The organism is Granulicella sp. L46 (genome assembly GCF_009765785.1).
In the GTDB taxonomy this organism is placed as follows: domain Bacteria; phylum Acidobacteriota; class Terriglobia; order Terriglobales; family Acidobacteriaceae; genus Granulicella.
Genome location: NZ_LMUT01000007.1, coordinates 270,011 through 288,804 on the forward strand (window position 1 = coordinate 270,011; position 18,794 = coordinate 288,804).

Genomic DNA, 18,794 nt, shown 5'->3' on the forward strand with positions numbered 1-18,794 from the left:
AGTTTGCAGTCGTCACGAAGTTTTCACTTTAGGGTATGAGGGTATTTCGTCATGGGAACATCAGTCGCAAGCTTTGCACAGCACGATCATCAAGCTGCAACCAATGTCTTTGTTGTGAGCTCAAACGTCAGGCTTCGGGAGAGTGTTCATGGCAAGCTTGGCCATCCGCGGTGGAATGTGTTCGAGGCGAGTAGCGGTGCGGGGGCGCTCGAGGTACTGCACCAACATGAGGATGGGGATGGAGTGTTGCTGCTGGATCCGATGCTGCCGGATCTGGACCCGGATGAGTTTCACGGAATGGTGAAGAGGAGGTTTCCGAATACGCAGGTGGTGACGCTCAACGCAAGAACCGGGCAGATGCAGGCGGGAGATGGAGCGACGACGCCCGTATCGAAGTGGCTGATGGAGTTGGTCAATGTCGACAGAGTTGCTGGCGGGAACGTGCGTGGAATCCGGGCGGAAGAGATGTTACCGCGCTTGCAGACGGAGAGAAATAATCTGCGGGGCATGGTGGGGAACTCGGCGCTGATGCAGCGCGCGTATGAGTTAACGCGGATGGTTGCGGCGCGCGATACGACGGTGCTTGTGACGGGGGAGAGTGGGACGGGCAAGGATTTGGTGGCGCAGGAGATTCATCAGATCAGTCCGCGCAGGAAGCAGCCGTTCGTGGTGGTGAATTGCTCTGCGATTCCGGAATCGCTGCTCGAGGCGGAGCTGTTTGGCTATACCAAGGGCGCGTTTACAGGGGCGGTGCAGTCGCGCATCGGGCGGATCCATGCGGCGCATGGGGGAACGCTTTTCCTGGATGAGATTGGCGACATGCCGCTGTCGCTGCAGGGCAAGCTGCTGCGGTTTCTGGAGCAGGGCGAGGTGCAGCGGCTGGGTGGCAACGACAATCTGAAGGTGGATGTGCGGGTGGTGGCGGCGACGAATGTTCATTTGAAACAGCAGATTGAGAAGCAGCTGTTTCGTGACGATCTTTACTACCGGCTGGCGATCTTTCCCATACAGCTTCCGCCGTTGCGAGAGCGAATGGAAGACCTGGAGGACTTGGCGGCTACATTCCTCAACCGGTTCGGCGCGGGGATGACGATTGGCTATGAGGCGATGCAGGTGCTGGCCAAGCATGACTGGCCAGGGAACGTGCGCGAGCTGCGGAATGTGATGGAACGGGCGACAATCCTGGCGGGCTCCGGACGGGTAATTCTGGCCGAGCACATTCTCTTGTAGTGCTAAGGATTTTGTTTCGTTCGGGAATATTTTGGCGGTGCAGGATGTTTATGCGCTGCATGTCATCGAGTTTGGCAACTGTCGTGCAATTGAAATAGGCAAATGTTGCCCGGTTCTCATGTGGTTCCAATAAACGATTCCGCGCTGACGTCCCTGCAGAGCCCGAAGCTGCTGGCGGACGCGTTCTCAGAGTTTATCTCTGCTTCCTCGCTGTTGGAGGGATCGTATCGGGACCTGCAGCGGGAGGTGGGCCACCTGGGAACGGAGTTGGCGGAGCGGAATGCGGCGTTGACGCGGAGCTTGGCCGAAAACGAAGCGATGCGCGGTGCGCTGCAGCAGATGATCGATTCGATGCCGTGTGGCGTTTTGGTGCTGGATACCGCCGAGATGATTGTGACCATCAATCCCGAAGGCCGGCGGCTGCTTGAGCTTGGCAGTGCGCAGGTGCGGACACTGCGCGATGTGGCGACGGTGAGTTCTGTGGATCTCGACATGCTGGTTGCGGGAGTCGAAGAACAGGTTGAGCACGAGGTGTGCTTTGCTTGTGGCGAGACGAGCCGGTGGTTGGCGATCAGCAAGAAGCGGCTGTCGGGCGCATCTCTTCGGTCGATTGGCGGGGTGGGAAAGCGCGGCTTGCAGAGCATCTGGATACTGCGCGATGTGACCGCAACGAAAGAGGCGGAGCAGGAGCGCGAGGCGGCACGGAGTGCGATGGCGCTGGCCGAAGTTTCGGCGATCCTGGCGCATGAGATTAGAAATCCGTTGGCGAGCATGGAGTTGTTTGCGGGGTTGCTGGTGGAGGATCCTGAGCAGGCGTCGTTGTGGGTGTCGCATCTGCGGGCGGGGATTCGTTTGCTGTCGGCGACAGTTAACAACGTGCTCAGCCTACATGGTGGTAGCAGTGTTCCGTTGATGCCGATCGAGCTGTCGGCATGTGTTCGCGATGGGGTGGAGTTTGTGCGTCCGATTGCGGAACAGGCGGGTGTGACGCTGTCGCTGCGGAGCGAGGAAGAGCTGAGGATTCAGGGCAGCGAGAACCAGCTACGACAGGTACTGCTGAACCTGATTTGCAATGCAATTCGTCATACGCCGGCTGGAGGGAAGGTTACGGTCACCACCCGGGGCGTGGGGCGAGGTGGAATGCTCCGCGCTGTCGTGGAAGTGAGTGATACGGGGTGCGGTATCTCGGAGCAGACGATCGGGCGCGTCTTTGAAGCAGGATTCAGTGGGCAGGGGGGCACGCCAGGCCTGGGGCTGGCGGTGTGTAAGCGGATTGTGGATGGGCATGGTGGAGAGATTCGGGTATGTAGCCGTGTGCATAGTGGCAGCACGTTTGAAATGGAGTTTGTGGCGTTATGACGAGTGATCGAGTTTCATCGGTGATGGTGGTCGACGACGAGCCGGGAATCAGGACGGCGTTGCGTGCGAATTTTCTGCGTCATGGCTGGAGGGTTGAGGTGGCTGGCTCGGTTCGTGAGGCGATCAGCCACCTGGAAGGCAAGGAGTTTGACCTGGTCGTCACCGATATACGCATGCCAGACGGAACTGGTATGGAAGTAATGCGGGCGACGCGGCAGCTGTCTCCGGGGACGGCGGTGATCCTGCTGACGGCGTATGGTTCGGTGCCGGATGCGGTGAGCGCGATGCGCGATGGAGCGCTGGATTACCTGACCAAGCCGATCTCGTTTGACCAACTGCAGGCGACTGCGGCGAAGGTGATGCAGGTAGCAAGGCAAGCGCCGGTAGAGGACGATTCCCTGGCCAGCGGAATCATTGGACGATCGCCGTCGCTGCTGCGAGCGTTGCAGAGGGCGCGATCGGCGGCGAGCACGAATGCGGATGTGCTGGTGGAGGCCGAGAGCGGGACGGGTAAGGAGTTGCTTGCGCGGTTTATTCATGACTCGAGCGATCGCAGGAACAAGCCGTTTGTTGCGTTGAACTGCGCGGCGGTTCCGGAATCGCTGCTCGAGAGTGAACTGTTTGGGCATGCGCGAGGGGCGTTCACTGGAGCTGTGAGTGCGAAGCCGGGCAAGTTCGAGCTCGCGGACGGTGGCACGATTCTGCTGGACGAGATTGGGGAGATGCCCCTGCATCTGCAGCCGAAGCTGTTGCGCGCGTTGCAGGAGCGTGAGTTTGAGCGGTTGGGCGAGTCGCGGTCCGTGCATGTGGATATTCGAGTGATCGCCACGACGAACGTGTCGCTGGCCGCGATGGTGGAACGAAGGCAGTTTCGCAGTGATCTGTTCTATCGGCTCAATGTAATTCCACTGTCGCTACCGCCGCTGCGCGATCGGAAGGAAGACATTCCAGCGCTTGCGAAGTATTTCGCAGAGAAGCACGCGGCCCAGTCACAGACTCGAGCGCCGCAGCTGAGACCGGAGTTTCTGGATCGTTTGCAAACTCACTCGTGGCCGGGAAATGTTCGGGAACTGGCGAATTTTATTCGTCGCGTGGTCACGCTGAGCGATGCCCAGGACATCGATGCCGGGTGTTTCGACAGAGAATTTCAGGTCGCGGCGCGGTCGTCGAATTTGTCATCGGCTCTGGCGCCGGTGCTATCTCCCGCGACGCTGGCGGGAACACCGATTCGCGAACTGGAACGGTTGCATGTAGAGAACACGCTGGCCCTCACCGACGGAAACAGGACCCATGCGGCGGTGATGCTGGGTATTAGTCTGCGCACTCTGCGCAATCGGATCCGCGAATATGGCTTGCCGCCAAGGAGGGTTGCTTAATATGTCTTCCTTTTCGTCTGTAGAGATGTTGCAAGGGTATCTGAAGGTTCTGACGGACCGACAACAGATGATTACGTCCAATATGGCGAATATTGATACTCCGGGGTATCACACCAAGGATCTGAACTTCCAGGCGGCGGTGCGTCGCGTGATGGACGAGGGCGATCCAGGAAGTAATGCGGCGTTGGAGCCGGTGTCACTTGAGACTCACGCGCAGTTCCGTATACGCGGCGCCATCCTGGATTCTCTGCGGGTTCTGGACTGGAGCCCGCGCGAACTTCGCCGCAAGGGGCGCGCCGTGCAGGAAGCCATTCAGACGATGACCCGCAACCTGCGGCGCACGCCCACCGAGACGGAGATCGCTCGCGAGTTGAATCTTGGCATCCACGAGTACCAGCTATTACTTGGGCAGCTCAAGGGACTCGAGATCGGCAGTCTCAATCTGGAACACAACGACGACTCCGGCGAAGACCAGCTCGCCTATATTGCAGGTTCACCCGAGGACGATCCGCTCTTCCTTTGTCTCCAGGGAGAGATGCGGCAGTTGCTGGTTGACGCCATCGAGGAGCTGCCGGAGAAAGAGCGCATGGTTCTGACCCTCTATTACTACGAAGAGCTAACGATGCGGGAGATCGGCCTAACCTTGGGTGTGGTGGAGTCACGCGTCTCGCAGATCCACTCCTCGGCCGTGGTTCGGCTGCGTGCCAGCCTCCACGGCATACCGAAGATCCAGAAGCCAACTGCCGTGCGGCGAATGCGCAACACACCGACCGATTGCTAAATTATTGTTAGACAGCCTTAATGTTTCCTCCCGATCTGCCGATAGACATCATGAGGATGGTCTCATTGAACAGATTGCGGAAATCCCAACGATTGTTTGATTACACATTACGCTGCCAGGAAATGCCGCGCCTCGACGCTGCGGTCAAGATGTTATCCAGCGATCAGCTCCGCTCGATCCGTAGGCACGCGGCCGGAGCTGAACAGCCTTCCTCCGGCGCCTCGCTTGCCCGCATGGAGCATATTGCCCGTATCCGAACAGCCATCGCTGAGGGCCGCTATCACGTCTCAGCCGCCGATCTCGCGGAAAAGCTAATCGATTACATGGTCGCAAATCGTCCCGCAAACTTTAATCACAATGCTCCAAACAGCTTGGCTAGTGTTGCGTCTCTAGTGATCCTTGCAACGTCATCCCCTCTGAGATCCGCTGCGGGCTGTGCGCCTTTTGTGGCCGATCGAGCATCTGAAGTTTGGAGGGAAGCAAGCATGAGTGAATGGGTAGAGTTGAAGGCGGCCGACGGCCACGAGTTAAGCGCATATGTAGCCAAGCCTAAGGGCGAGCCGCTGGGAGCAGTAGTCGTCATTCAGGAAATCTTTGGTGTTAATCCGTCGATTCGGTCGGTGGCAGACGAGTACGCCCGCCACGATTTCGTCGCAATCGCGCCGGCGCTCTTCGATCGATTCGGAAAGAGCATTGAGCTGGGCTACACGGGTGATGACCTGAAGGAGGCCTACGACCTCTACGGAAAGCTGAACCCGGACACCCAACTCCTCGACGTAGCCGCAGCTGCAGCGCATGTTGCGGGCACGGGCAAGGGAACTGGCGTGATTGGATTCTGCTACGGCGGACTCCTGACCTGGCTTAGTGCAACGCGCGCCAAAGCTCTCAAGATTAACCTCAAGGCCGCAGTCGGTTTCTACGCCGGCGGCATTGGCAAGTTCGCGGCGGAGGAACCTTTCTGCCCCGTGCAACTTCACTTCGGCGCGGACGACGACCACATCGGCAAGGACCAGATCGACGCCGTCCGCACCGCGCATCCCGACGTTGAGATTTTCCTCTACGAGGGCGCAGGGCATGCTTTCGCCAACGAAGCGCGTGCCAGTTACGTCCCCGCCGCCTCCAAGCTGGCCCATCAGCGCGCGCTTGAGTTCCTCAAGTTGCACATTGCCAAGTAAAATCAGCGCAAACCCAGCAGAAATCAAGCCACGCGGAGGCCATTTCCGGCCCTCCGCGTGGTATCTTTTAAGAGGACACTAACGTGAAGTGGACTAGAGCATAGAGAATCAGGAGTAAGACCCGCCGTGTTGGCAACAGCGAAGAAATCAGACATTATTACCAAGTTCCGCACGCACGACTCGGACACTGGAAGTCCTGAGGTGCAGATTGCGATCCTCAGCGAGCGTATTGGCGAGCTGACCGAGCACTTCAAAACCCACAAGAAGGATCATGGCTCGCGCCGTGGTCTGTTGATGCTGGTGAGCAAGCGCCGCCGCCTTCTTGATTACCTCAAGAAGACGGATTCGGACCGCTACCGTGACGTCATCGGCAAACTGGGTATCCGCAAGTAGCCTATCCGTGCTGCTGCGGTCTCATTGTGCCTCGGCGGCCCCACCAGGAGTGGTTGAAGATTGAATCTGCGCAAAGCCATCGACGGGATGGGAGTGACTGTGGTTGCTTCTGTTCGCGCCGCTCGACTCGATGCACATCGCGGCGCCTCATCGCGCTGGCTTCAACCCACCTCTGTATCCAAGCCCACAGAATCTGAAGCCCCGACCGAAGCAGCTTCGGCGGGGCTTTCGTCTTAGTGCTCCTCACCGAGCGCCAGACGACCCAACGAGCTTAAAGATAAAGACAGAGAAAAAGAGGAACGTTTATGAAGCATGACGTAACCGTTGAGCTTGCCGGTGGCAAGCACATCAAATTCGAGACAGGACGCATTGCCAAGCAGGCTTCCGGCGCCGCCTTCACCACCAGCGGCGACAACGCCGTTCTCGCCACAGCCGTAGCCTCGCCCGACCCCAAAGAGGGCATCGACTTCTTCCCCCTCACCGTGGAGTACCGTGAGTTCACCTACGCCGGCGGACGCATCCCTGGCGGCTTCATCAAACGCGAAGGCCGTCCCAGCGAGAAGGAAATCCTCACCTCGCGCCAGATCGATCGCCCCATCCGCCCGCTCTTCCCCGAGGCCTTCCGCAACGAGACGCAGGTAGTCGCGTTCGTCTACTCTGCCGATAAGGAAAATGATCCCGACGTGCTCGGCATCAACGGCGCCAGCTGCGCCCTCGCGCTCTCGGACATCCCATTCCACGGTCCCGTCGGCGCGGTCCGCGTGGGCTACATTGATGGTCAGTACCTCGTCAATCCCACCTACTCCGAGCGCCTCGTCAGCAAGCTCAACATCATGGTCGTCGGCACCAAGGACGGCATCGTGATGGTCGAGTCCGGCGCGAAGGAAATCCCCGAAGAAGTCGTCGTCGGCGCGATCGAGTTCGCCCACGAAGAGATCAAGAAGATTGTCGCCGGCATTGAGCACCTCGTCTCGCTCGCTGGCAAGACCAAGCGCACTGTCACGCCGCTTGAGAACGACGAAGCCTATGCCGCAGCCCTCAAGGCTAAGGTCGGCGATCGCCTCCGCGACGCGCTGGACACCAAGAAGAATCCCAAGTTTGAGAGCTACGCCAAGGTCAAGGAGATCAAGGACGAGCTCAAGAAGGAGCTTCCCGCCGACGATCCTGCGGCTGCCAAGAAGCTCTCGAAGTACTTCGAAGGCCTGCGCGAAACTATCTTCCGAGATCAGGTCCTGAACGACCGCATCCGTCCCGATCACCGCGCCTTCGACGAGATCCGTGCGATCTCGATCGAGACCGGCGTTCTCCCACGTGTCCACGGTTCCGCCCTCTTCACCCGCGGCGAAACCCAGGCGCTGGTCTCTGCAACTCTCGGCACCACCGACGACGCCCAGCGCATGGAAAGCTACGAAGGCGAGCAGAAGCGGAAGTTCATGTTGCACTATAACTTTCCGCCGTTCTCCGTTGGTGAGGTTGGACGTATGACCGGCGTGGGTCGTCGCGAAATCGGCCACGGCGCGCTCGCTTGGCGAGCTATCGAGGCCGTCCTTCCCGCTGAGGACGAGTCCCCGTACACCCTCCGCGTCGTCTCCGATATCCTTGAGTCCAACGGTTCCAGCTCCATGGCGACCGTCTGCGGCGCCTCCTTATCCCTCATGCAGGCCGGCATTCCCCTCAAGGGATCGGTTGCCGGTGTAGCCATGGGGCTGGTCAAGGAAGGCGACAAGTACGCCGTCCTCACCGACATCGCGGGCGCTGAAGATCACTACGGCGACATGGACTTCAAGGTCGCCGGAACCCGCAACGGCATCACCGCCCTGCAGATGGACATCAAGATCATGGGCATCACCACCCAGATCATGCGTGAAGCCCTCGAACAGGCGCGCCAGGGCCGTCTCTTCCTCCTAGACACCATGGACGCCGTTATCTCCAAGGGTGCTGAAGAGAAGAGCGCCTTCGCTCCCCGCATCCACACCATCCAGATCCCTACTGACAAGATCCGCGACCTCATCGGACCTGGCGGCAAGGTGATCCGTGGCATCGTCGATGCGACGGGCGTCAAGATCGATGTTGACGACACGGGCCGCGTCAACGTGGCTTCGTCCGACGCCGACGGTCTTGCCAAGGCTATCCAGATGATCAGCGACATTACGGCCGTCCCCGAAGTAGGTAAGACCTATCTCGGCAAGGTCGTTCGGCTTGCAGAGTTTGGCGCCTTCGTCGAAATTTTCCCCGGCACCGACGGCCTCCTCCACGTCTCCGAGATTGCAGAGCACCGCGTCAAGGAAGTCAAGGATGAGCTTCGCGAGGGTGATCAAATCCTCGTCAAGGTTCTCTCCATCGAGGGCAACCGCATCAAGCTCTCCCGCAAAGCAGTTCTGCGCGAGCAGCGCGAGAAGCTCGGCCTCCCACCGGTAGCTGATTCAGGCGGCGGCGAGCGTTCCGAACGTTCTGACCGCGGCGAGCGCTCTGACCGTGGCGAGCGTGGTGAGCGCGGCGGCCGTGATCGTGATCGTGGCCCGCGTCCCGAGCGCACTGAGCGTCCCGCAGCTCCCGCACCCGAACAGCCCAAGCATGAATCCACCATCGTTCTCGAAGGCGGAGACGACTTCGACGACGACGGTGACGAGTTCGAAGGCGATGACGAGGGTGGCGAAGAGGTAGAGGCAACCGAAGGCGCACCGCAGGATGGTTCGGCAGCTCTGGCTGCTGGTGCACGTCCCGCCGGTCAGCGCCGTGGACGCCGTCGTCGCAGCCGTCGTCCCGGCACCCCCACTCCAACTCCGCAGGGCGGCAACAGCTAGTTTTCGCTCGGACCTTATCCAACAGAGAAGCCGCGCACTCAGCGCGGCTTCTCTGTTTTTGCGAATCCACCATGCCTCCTCGCACGTCTAGCCTTGTAGCGAGGGAAGGGGACGTCGTCTGAACACGCCCAGCCAAATCCAACAAGCCAGGCAAACCCAGCAAGTGGAAGCTCAGCGCTGGTGGCCCTTCCTCTTGCTGGTCCTCGTAGGAGGAAGTCGCTGGGCAGTCTCCGCCGCGCGCCCTGACGCCGAGTCGACTCTCACCTCGCAGACCCTCGGCTGTGCCTGGGCGACGTTGCTTGCGTTCGCCTTTCTGCTCCCCAAACGACAGCAAGCATCTCCGCGGCCCAAGCCTTCGCGCGCGGCCACGCTCCGCTGGTTTTTTGCGGGCGCCATGCTATTCGGCGGCCCCGCCATCGGCTTTCTCCTTCCCGGACGTGATCTCGACTCCAGCGCCCTTACTATCGCCCTAGCGCTCACCCCGATTGTCATCGCGATTGCGTCCAGCGCCCTCGGCGCCGAAATCTCCGACGGCATTGCCGGCCGCATCTGGCCAGCGCTGGCTACAGTCGCCGGCCTTCTCCTGGTGCTCGTCCAGCCCAGCGTCGGAGACCTCCGCACCGACCTTCTCCTGCTACTAGCGCCGGTTCTCACCGGCCTGGGCGCAGTTCTGTTTTGCACCGATCATTCCCGGAGCGTCCCTCGCACCACGAGCGCGCTTGTGGGTGCCACCGTCCTATTCGCCGCCGCAGTCGCAGCGAGCCGCTTCCTCGCCGGCGTGCGTCCCACCTTCTCCCTCCTGGCGATCGCCTGCGATGGTATCGTCGCCCTACTCGTCATCGCCACGCTCTCCCGGCTTGGATCCACTCGCTGGTCCTCGCAGTTCACCTGGGTGCCGTTGCTGATCATTCTGGAGGGAATTGTCCTCGTGCGCCCCAGACTGACGGCTCACTGGTTTACTGGCCTCATCCTGTTGATCGTTGCCGGCATCTATCTTCTCCTGCCGCCGGGCGATGGGTCAGCCGCCGACGCGTCCCCTGTCCCCACGCTTCCCGTTTAGGAACACCTGCGCCTCATCCGCGAACCCAAATAGGTTCGTCGCTCCCAAGCCTTCAATCCACAACCCTGCCGGCGCTACACTCAACCCAATGGCAGCCTCGATGTATATCGTGGTCGAGGGCGAAGACCCTGGCTACAACATCTACGTGAACGGCCGTGTGCTTGCGCGTTACGAGAGCGCTATCGAAAAGCTTGCTCTCCAACTGGGCGTTAAGCCGTTGCTCGAATTCTTCTCCGCCGACGAAAATTCCATGTCGCTCCTCATCCAGGAGGGTGGCGGCAATCCCGACCTGCTCAAGCGCCTTCCGCCCCCACAGTGGTATCGCCCCGAAGACGGCCTTGATACGCTCGAAGCGCTCATTACCGCGATCGAAGCCGATCCCCACCAGTTCGGCAGCGAAGGCCCCGAGATCCTCAGTGAACTTCACGAATACGGGGCCGTACTGCGCAAATCTGCCGAGCGTGGCCACCGCTGGCACCTCGCCGTCAGCTGGCGGTAGAAAGTCCTTAGTTGTTAGTTCTCAGCTGTCAGTCGGCCGTGAACTGACAACTGAGAACTGACAACTCAATGCACCGACAGATCCCCATCAAAGTCCACCACCAACGCATCCCCGCTCACCTGCATCGAGTGCACCTTCAGGTTATCGAGCTTCACTTCATATCCGGTCGCCTCGGTATTAATCCCTACACCGAGGCAGCTTCCGCCAATCTTCCCGCCTAACTTTGCATGCCTCTTAACATGGATAACGATGCGCTCGTCCTTGAAGCTGACCTTCGGTTCCTGCGCATATGCGAAGCACGGCGACGCAGCGCTGCCGCGGAAGCAGTAGCGCCCATCGGCTCCATTGAACAGTTGATTATTGAAAGTGTGTTCCAGCGCCTATGCAGAGACTTTGATTTCGATTGCGTGCGCTGAGACCGGTAATGCCGCAATACTCAAAACCAGGCTCGCCAGCGCCACGGCCAGCTTGGAAGGCCAAAAACCGTCTTAATCTTCCAAGCATAGCCGATGGCCGGCATTACCAATGTTTCTGCTATTTCGGCTGCTGTTGCGCCTCTGCCATGTCCTGCGACGAGCTCTTGCCGTTTCCTGAAGCAATATCGGCACCAGGTACAGACGCCGCCGTATCCGTTGGTCCGAGGCCAAGCTTAATCAGTGCTCGAGAGTCTGGCGTAATCTTCGTCTGCCAACCGTTATCGCCCTGCATTTTCTGCATGGCGGAGACGCTCTGGTCGTCCCACCTGCCTGTGGGCTCACCGGTCAGATATCCCTGTTTAATCAATGCCGTCTGAATCTGTGAAGCTCGTTCGGCGGGCATCTCCAGCGGCGCCTTCTCGTGCGCCGACCGCGAATGGACACCCTTGGAGTGCTTTACCGAAGCTTCCTTCACGCTCGCACTGTAGTGCTTCTTCGACGAGCCGGCCTTCGGGTGAACGGATGCAAATGCCGGCACCGCCAGTAATAGAAGCCCTGCCGGAATACCCTTAAGGATAGATATACGCATCGTGCGGCTTACCTCCCTCTTGCCTGTTTAGCTTAACCGCGCGACACGATCAACCCGCGTTTCGCCGTCAAGCCTAACCGAATGTTGGTTCTCACGCAATGGCTTGCAAGCTGAGTGTAACCACACTTGGTGCTCTTTAGTGTACCCATAAGGTGCTAGACCAAAGGGCGCAGACATTATCGTCTGCGCCACTTCCTGTCCTCAGCCTATGGAAGCGTCCCGCCGACGAACGAGTCGCCGCCACCCGGACGCTGCGGAATGCGGATCACAAACACCACATCATCGCCCGACTTCAGCGAACTCGCGATGGCGTTGTAGCTAGCAATATCAGTCACCGGCTTGCGATTGATCTCCACAATCACCGCGCCCTGGCCCAGCTGGATGGAGTCGGCAAACGAACCCGGCTTTACACTGGTCACGGTAACGCCGCCCGCGATGTGCAGACGGCTCTGCAGCTGCTGTGGAACTGCCTGCACAGTGATTCCGAACTTGCTCTGTCCTGCATCTGCGGGGCCCGGCTCATTGGAATCATCCTCTGCTTTGCCCTGGTTCTCATACAGCTTGGAGCGATCCGCAATGCCGCAGGCGATCGTGATCTGCTTACCTCCGCGAAGAACTCCCAGACTTACCGTCGATCCCGGATGTTTCATGGAGACGATGGCGATTAGTTCATCGCCGTTCTTGATCTGCTTCCCGTCCACGGACACGATAACGTCCCGTGGCTGGATGCCCGCCTTTGCCGCCGGTCCACCCGGAACCACCTCACCGACCATGACGCCGCCGTTTGAGAATCCGTATTCCCTTGCGACCGCCGACGATGTAGCCGGCTGGAATTGAATGCCGATCGAACCGCGGACGACCTTGTGCTCGGGCGCAATCAGCTGGTTGTAGACGCCGATGATCACGTTCGACGGCATCGCGAACCCAATGCCTTCATTGCCGGCCGACTGCGTAAAGATGGCGGTGTTCATGCCAATCACTTCGCCCTGCATATCCACCAGCGGTCCACCCGAGTTGCCGGGATTGATCGCAGCATCGGTCTGAATAAACTTCTGGAACTCGTTCTTGGCGACGCCATTCGCATCGCCGCCTTCGTCGATCGAACGGTTGCGCGCCGAGATGATGCCCGCCGACACCGTCTCCGACAAACCAAACGGCTCGCCAATCGCCAGCACCCAGTCGCCTACCTGCGCGCTATCCGAGTTGCCCAACTTCACCGTTGGCAGAGGAGTGTCGCTCTTGATCTTGATCACCGCAATGTCGGTTTCCTTGTCCACACCCACCACCGTCGCAAGCCGACCCGGATCGGTCGAATCTTCAGAGTCCGTCGAGAGCTTCACATAGATCCGATCCGCCTTGTCGATCACATGGTTGTTGGTAATGATGTAGCCGCGCGGATCAACAATAAAGCCAGAACCCAGCGCCCGGCTTGGACCGGTTTCTTCTTGTCCGCCTCCAGGCTGTCCGCCAAAGAAGTGGTTGAAGAAGTCCTGCATGCCCTGGTCGCCCTGGCCACCCTCGGGATTTTGCCCGCGCGGGTTGCGTCCCGTCGGCCCTTCCTGCTGCCCGGGAGTTGCGCTCTCCTTCGGCAGGATCTCCGTGTTGATGTTGACGACCGCAGGACCCACCTGCTTCGCAATCGCCGAGAAGCCGTTCGACAGCGTCACTGGATTCGGAACCTGTAGCGGTTTTGCATCGCTGCTATCGACGGCGGCTTGCTTGGCACTGACGCGGCCGGTCAGCATCGACCCGGCCAGAACGCAGGCGGAAAGTGTTCCAAGTATCGTAAAAGTGGTCACCAGGCGTCCGCCGCGGATCTTGTCCCGCCAGCCCTGCCCGAATCGATTCGATGAGTCCATTGTCGTATTTATCCTCGTGATTGCTTCTGATTGCCTTCTAGATGTCGTGAACTTCTGCGCCTGCGCGGCCATGCTCTCATAGGGTCTACGCCGTCCGCCGCTTGCGCATTTCGTTCGCCACCGTAATAGACGTGAACGGCGGAGAAAGGTCGCGGCGTGTACCGGTTTGGGTTGCCTTCGGCCGGTCTTTTCCCGCTTCCGTCTTTAAGTATGCATCTTCTAGATTACGCGCCCGCGATGGGTAGGAGTTGGCTCTTACCCCGGGAGGTTGGCCGCAGCTCCGCCAACAGGATTCCGGCCAGAATCAACCCCGCCCCCAGCATCGCCCGCCGCCCCAGCTGCTCGCCAAAGAAAAGCAGGGAAGTCAGCCACGCGAACACTGGTTCCAGCGTGAAAATCAGCGCAGTATGCGACGCCGGGAGATACTGTTGCGCCCAGCTCTGGATCGTAAAAGCCGCCGCCGTAGCCAGGACCGCGGTCACGCCCAGCGCGATCCATAGCATCGCCGTCCCGTGGAAGTACGGCCGCCCGCCCAGCGGCAGCGTCGCCAGCAACACCACCGCAGCAAACCCGATCTGCAGCGTCCCCAATCTTCTCGCAGACACCCTCGGCGCCGCTCGCGCCAGCATCAGCAGATGCGCCGCAAACGCCACCGCGCACCCCAGGCAAAGCCACTCCCCCAAACCAATTCCCGAAAGCAACGCCGTCCCCGCACCCGGCGGACTCGTCAACAGCACCAGCCCCGCAAACGCCAGCACCGCCCCGGCGTAAGTATCGAACGTCGGCCGCAACGACCCCGGCAAAGCAACTCCAGGAATCGCGCTCATCAACGGCACAATCACCACCACCAGCCCGGTAAGAAACGCAGCCTTCGAAGCCGTCGTGAATTTCAACCCCGTGGTCTGAAATTGGTAACCCAGTCCCAGAAACAACCCCGCCGCCGCTCCCAGCTTCAAGTCCGTCCGCGTCATCCCGCGCAGACTCGGCCAGTTCACCGCCGCCAGCACCGCGAACGCCAGCGCCATACGCACGAAATTGAACATCAGCGGAGTAGTTGCCGTCAGCGCCGACTTCACCAGCGAAAACGTCATCCCCCAAACCAATACAACTGCCAGCAGCAGCACATACGCCAGCACCACATGCCTCCGCGCCCCGGGTCCGGATTTTGGGACCTGAGTTTTAGGGCGCAAGGTACACCGTATTCCCGGCAACCACTGTCCGCAGCACCTGTGTGTGCAGCACCTCCTGCGGCGACGCCTTCGTGATATCCCGGTCCAGCACGACCATATCGGCCAGGTAACCTGGCTCCAGCCGCCCCTTGATCTTCTCGCGAAACTCCGCAAACGCCGACGCCTGCGTGTACGCGTAAATCGCCTCGTCGATCGTCAGCTTCTCCTGCGGTTGGAACGTCTGTGTTCCTTCGACATTCTGCCGCGTAATCGCCGCATACAGTCCACGGAATGGCGAGATCGACTCCACCGGATAATCGGTCCCAAACGCAAGCGTCACGCCATGATCCAGAAACGACTTCCACGCATACGCCCGCTTCACGCGCTCCGGTCCAAGCCGCGCCTCGGCCCACGCCATATCGGTCAGCAGGTGCGACGGCTGCATACTCGCAATTACGCCCAGCTCCGCAAACCGCTCAAACGATCCCGGCGACACCACCTGCGCGTGCTCAATCCGAAACCGAAAATCCTTCGGCTTAACCGCCACCGACGGATCCGTCGTCACCACACCCGAACCCGCATTCTTCGGCGCTGCCGCCACATTTGCCGGCCGCCCAACCTGCTCGGCCGCGGACATCGCATTCAACGCCATATCGTTTGCCCGATCTCCAATCGCATGAAACCCCAGCTGAAATCCATCCGCCGCCCGCACAGCTGCCATCTGGTTCAGCTTGCTCTGGTCATAGCGCGCAATCCCATAGTTGTTCGGATCATCCGAGTAGGGCTCATTCATCGCTGCCGTCCGCGATCCGAGCGACCCATCCATAAACCCCTTCAGAAACGTCAGGTGCAGCAACGGATCATCCGGCGGATGACTCGCGCGCCGCTCGTCCAGCACGCCAACCGGCTGATTGAAATCGATCCACTCCGCGATCCGCAGGTGCAGCGACCCCTGATCCTCCATCTCTTCCATCGCCAGGAAGTCTTCCCAGTCCGAAAAATCCTGGATCGATGTCACTCCATGCGACAGCGCATCCTGCATGGACAGCTCAATCGCCTTGCGCCGCACCGCCAGGCTCGGCGCAGGAATCACCTTCTCGACCAGCGCCATCGTCGGCCCTTCGCGAATGATCCCCGTAGCATGCCCATCGGCGTCGCGATCGATCTGCCCACCCTTTGGGTTCATCGTCGCGTCCGTAATCCCCGCCGCCTTCAGCGCCGCCGTATTCGCAATCGCAATATGCCCATCCGTTCGCTCCAGAAACGCGGGATGCCCCGCACTCACCGCGTCCAGATCCTGCCGCGTCGGCAGCTTCGTGCCCGGCCACTTCGTGTGGTCCCATCCGCCGCCGAGAATCCACTCACCTGGCCCTAACTTCACCGCATACGCCTGCACGTTCGCGAGCATCACCGCCAGCGACGGCACGTTCACAAGATCCAACGAGAGCCGCTGCCGCCCGGCCGGAGCCATATGTGTATGCGCGTCATTGAAACCCGGCATCGCAAACGCACCCTTCAAATCCACCGTCTTCGTGTGCGCATCCTTCAGTGCCAGCATTGCGGCATCGCCACCCACCGCCACAATCTTTCCCGCGCGCATCGCCACGGCCGACACACGCCCCGGCGCAGGGTCGGTATCGCCCGCCTTCAGCCGCGTCCCGGTAAGAATGTTGCCATCATAAAAAATAGTGTCGGGCGCCACTGAATTCCCGGCCTTCGCAGCCTGTCCCAACGCCAGTAACCCCGCCGCAAACCCCAAGCCCCATCCAGCCAGCACGCACATCCGTACAAGTGTTCTCACGACCCAAAGTTTATCCCAGCATTTAGCGCGACAGGCACCTTATCGCTCTCCGCGGTCATCGCGCAGATATCTAGCAGCAGCAGCAAAACCCTTCGCAGCGCTAGGTCGCGCCCCGTCGGATCGTATCCCTCCTGCAGTGTATGAATCCCCCAACCCACGCCGCCCGCACCGATTGCCAGCGCCGGAACCCCGAGTGACAGCGGCAGGTTCGCGTCGGTGGATCCAATGCGGGCCTCGGTCGCAATCCCCAAATGCCGATCCACTGCCTTCAAACTCATCGCCAGCCCGGAGCTCGCCGCAAGCGCTCCGGCCGCCCGATTTCCAATTCGCTCCACATGCAGCTTCAACGCGGCCTCACCCCTCCGTTGGTTTTCCGCATCCACGATTCGCGTCAGCGTCTCGAGCAGTCCCAGCTCCACCCGGTCCAGCTCGATCCCCGACACCGACCGCAAATCCAGGTCGGCCGTTGCCAACTCCGGAATCGAATTCACCGACGTCCCTCCCCGAACCACCCCGCAATTCAGCGTCGTCCGCGGCCGCGTCGGCAGCCGCAATCTCCCCAGCTCCACCAACGCCGCCGCCAGCGTCATGATCGGATTCGCCCTTCCAGCATCGGCCCACGAGTGCCCACCCGGCCCCGCGATCGTCACCCGCAATCGTCTGCTCCCTAGCGCCCGATCCACCACCATTGCGTCGCCGCCACCCTCCAGCGCAATCGCCGCCCGCACCCTCCCGGCATATGGCGCTTCCGCAAAAAGATGCCGCATCCCGCGCAGATCTCCCTCACCCTCCTCGCCCACATTTGCCGCGAACAAAATCGTGCACCCCGGAACAATCGCCGCATGCTTCAGCGCCGCCGCCAACCCCAGCAGCGCCGTCAACCCAGCTCCATTATCGCAAGCCCCGGGACCGAGAATCTTCGCCTCCTCCTCTCGCGGCACGCAATCCGTCCCGACAGGGAAGACCGTATCCAGATGCGCCGACAGCATCACAACGGGCCCGTTATCCCCCGCGCCTTCAGCCCCCAGTTCCGCAACCGCATTACCCGCCGCATCCACCCGCGCGTCCGCTAGCCCCATCTCGCGAAACCTTTCGCAGAACCACGCCGCCCGCTCCGCCTCACCAAACGGCGGCGCCGGAATTCCCAAAAACTCCATCTGCCACCGCCGCATCCGCGCCTCATGCAAATGCAGCCACGCAAACGCCCGATGCACGGCACGATCGCTCGCCAGCGCCGCAATCCTCCGATTGTTCACAGCGCTCATGGCTGCAACCCCGCGCCGGACTGATCGCCCACATCACCGTATTCCACCGCCACCAAAAACAACCCCTGCGCCGGAGCGGTAGGCCCTGCCGCTGCCCGATCCTTCGCGGCCAAAATCCTCTGCATCTCCTCCGCCTGCAAACTCCCGCGCCCCACCTCGGCCAGTGTCCCCACAATATTCCGTACCATGTGGTGCAAAAACCCGCTCCCTGTCACTCGATACCGCAGCAACCCATCCTCCTGCACTACCTCTGACGCAAAGATCGTCTTCACCGGATTCGGCCCGGTCGACCCATCCTCTCTCTCTGCCCTATCTGGATCGACGGCCGCGAACGAAGTGAAATCGTGCGTCCCACACAGCATCGCCGCCGCCTGCTTCATCGCCTGGATCTCGAGCGCCCACCGGCAAGACCATACGTACGGCGCAATAAACGGGGGGCAGATATTTTCTTCATCCAGCTCTTCCATTCTTCGCTCAAAGATTCTGTATTCATAGGTTTTTCGTACCGCACTATGTCGCGCATGGAATTCCTGGGCCGCCTCCTCCACCTTCAGCACCCGAACACTCTGCGGCAGCGACCGATTCATCGCCCTCAACAAGTTTTCTGCCGGAATCTCCGCCTCCAGCGCAAAGCTCGCCACCTGTGCCAGCGCATGTACCCCTGCGTCCGTCCGCCCTGACCCCTGCGGCAGCACTCGCTCTCCCGTCATCTTTTCCAACACCGCCGCCAACGTGCCCTGCACCGTCGGCCGGCCCGGCTGCACCTGCCAGCCCTGGAAGGCCGACCCGTCGTAACTGAGAACAATCTTCCAGAAAGTCATCGTCGCGCGCTGGCCTCCTCCCCATTGTAGAGAGGTCGATCCTTCTCATGGTGAGCCGTCCACCCTCCTTATCTTGAGCGGTCGATTTCCCTTTACTGGATATACTTGGAGTGTTCTCCCACAACCGTCTGGAACCAACCGGCCTCGATCGCCGTATAGAAAATTGACCGACAGCTTTTAGAAACCTATTAGCCCGA

15 protein-coding genes and 1 pseudogene are annotated in these 18,794 nt (G+C 60.5%); 10 read left to right on the forward strand and 6 right to left on the reverse strand.

From position 1 onward, the window contains the following. Window positions 1-51: 51 nt before the first annotated feature. From GSQ80_RS06295 to GSQ80_RS06335, 10 genes and pseudogenes are all read left to right on the forward strand, one after another. Window positions 52-1,230 (forward strand): sigma-54-dependent Fis family transcriptional regulator, encoded by a 1,179-nt coding sequence (locus GSQ80_RS06295; protein ID WP_158786790.1) that lies wholly within the window; start codon window positions 52-54, stop codon window positions 1,228-1,230. A 102-nt stretch (window positions 1,231-1,332) separates the two neighbouring features. Further along, window positions 1,333-2,589: a PAS domain-containing sensor histidine kinase gene (locus GSQ80_RS06300; RefSeq protein WP_158786791.1), complete on the forward strand. Its 1,257-nt coding sequence runs from the start codon at window positions 1,333-1,335 to the stop codon at window positions 2,587-2,589. Continuing rightward, complete coding sequence (locus GSQ80_RS06305) at window positions 2,586-3,965, forward strand: sigma-54 dependent transcriptional regulator (protein WP_158786792.1); 1,380 nt, start codon at window positions 2,586-2,588, stop codon at window positions 3,963-3,965. The genes GSQ80_RS06300 and GSQ80_RS06305 overlap by 4 nt, the downstream gene beginning before the upstream one ends. 1 nt (window position 3,966) lies before the next feature. Continuing rightward, window positions 3,967-4,746 carry a sigma-70 family RNA polymerase sigma factor gene (locus GSQ80_RS06310; protein WP_254059474.1) on the forward strand — a complete coding sequence of 260 codons (780 nt, stop codon included), beginning with the start codon at window positions 3,967-3,969 and terminating at the stop codon, window positions 4,744-4,746. A 149-nt stretch (window positions 4,747-4,895) separates the two neighbouring features. After that, window positions 4,896-5,054, forward strand: a pseudogene (locus GSQ80_RS23835) (flagellar biosynthesis anti-sigma factor FlgM); the annotation flags it as partial. A gap of 177 nt (window positions 5,055-5,231) precedes the next feature. After that, window positions 5,232-5,921: a dienelactone hydrolase family protein gene (locus tag GSQ80_RS23260; RefSeq protein WP_254059475.1), complete on the forward strand. Its 690-nt coding sequence runs from the start codon at window positions 5,232-5,234 to the stop codon at window positions 5,919-5,921. 126 nt (window positions 5,922-6,047) lie between these two features. After that, a complete protein-coding gene (gene rpsO / locus GSQ80_RS06320; RefSeq protein ID WP_158786795.1) occupies window positions 6,048-6,314 on the forward strand; it encodes a 30S ribosomal protein S15 in 267 nt (88 codons plus the stop codon). 305 nt (window positions 6,315-6,619) lie between these two features. Next, window positions 6,620-9,118 carry a polyribonucleotide nucleotidyltransferase gene (gene pnp, locus GSQ80_RS06325; protein WP_158786796.1) on the forward strand — a complete coding sequence of 833 codons (2,499 nt, stop codon included), beginning with the start codon at window positions 6,620-6,622 and terminating at the stop codon, window positions 9,116-9,118. Window positions 9,119-9,281: 163 nt separating this feature from the next. Further along, window positions 9,282-10,178, forward strand: coding sequence for a hypothetical protein (locus GSQ80_RS06330; RefSeq protein WP_158786797.1), 897 nt, complete (start codon window positions 9,282-9,284; stop codon window positions 10,176-10,178). Between the two features lie 100 nt (window positions 10,179-10,278). Continuing rightward, the gene (locus GSQ80_RS06335) at window positions 10,279-10,677 is read left to right on the forward strand and encodes a hypothetical protein (protein WP_254059476.1); all 399 of its coding nucleotides are present in this window, start codon (window positions 10,279-10,281) and stop codon (window positions 10,675-10,677) included. A 534-nt stretch (window positions 10,678-11,211) separates the two neighbouring features. Here the strand turns inward: GSQ80_RS06335 and GSQ80_RS06345 are convergent. From GSQ80_RS06345 to truA, 6 genes are all read right to left on the reverse strand, one after another. Further along, complete coding sequence (locus GSQ80_RS06345) at window positions 11,212-11,682, reverse strand: peptidoglycan-binding domain-containing protein (RefSeq protein ID WP_158786799.1); 471 nt, start codon at window positions 11,680-11,682, stop codon at window positions 11,212-11,214. A 206-nt stretch (window positions 11,683-11,888) separates the two neighbouring features. Continuing rightward, complete coding sequence (locus GSQ80_RS06350; RefSeq protein ID WP_158786800.1) at window positions 11,889-13,541, reverse strand: trypsin-like peptidase domain-containing protein; 1,653 nt, start codon at window positions 13,539-13,541, stop codon at window positions 11,889-11,891. Window positions 13,542-13,765: 224 nt separating this feature from the next. After that, entirely contained in the window at window positions 13,766-14,731 is a 966-nt protein-coding gene (locus tag GSQ80_RS06355) for a DMT family transporter (protein ID WP_254059477.1), read from the reverse strand. Beyond that, complete coding sequence (locus GSQ80_RS06360; RefSeq protein ID WP_254059478.1) at window positions 14,721-16,511, reverse strand: amidohydrolase; 1,791 nt, start codon at window positions 16,509-16,511, stop codon at window positions 14,721-14,723. The genes GSQ80_RS06355 and GSQ80_RS06360 overlap by 11 nt, the downstream gene beginning before the upstream one ends. After that, a complete protein-coding gene (locus GSQ80_RS06365) occupies window positions 16,508-17,776 on the reverse strand; it encodes a M20/M25/M40 family metallo-hydrolase (RefSeq protein WP_158786801.1) in 1,269 nt (422 codons plus the stop codon). Before GSQ80_RS06365 ends, GSQ80_RS06360 begins: the two co-directional genes overlap by 4 nt. Further along, window positions 17,773-18,597 carry a tRNA pseudouridine(38-40) synthase TruA gene (gene truA / locus GSQ80_RS06370; protein WP_158786802.1) on the reverse strand — a complete coding sequence of 275 codons (825 nt, stop codon included), beginning with the start codon at window positions 18,595-18,597 and terminating at the stop codon, window positions 17,773-17,775. Before truA ends, GSQ80_RS06365 begins: the two co-directional genes overlap by 4 nt. Between the last annotated feature and the right edge of the window lie 197 nt (window positions 18,598-18,794).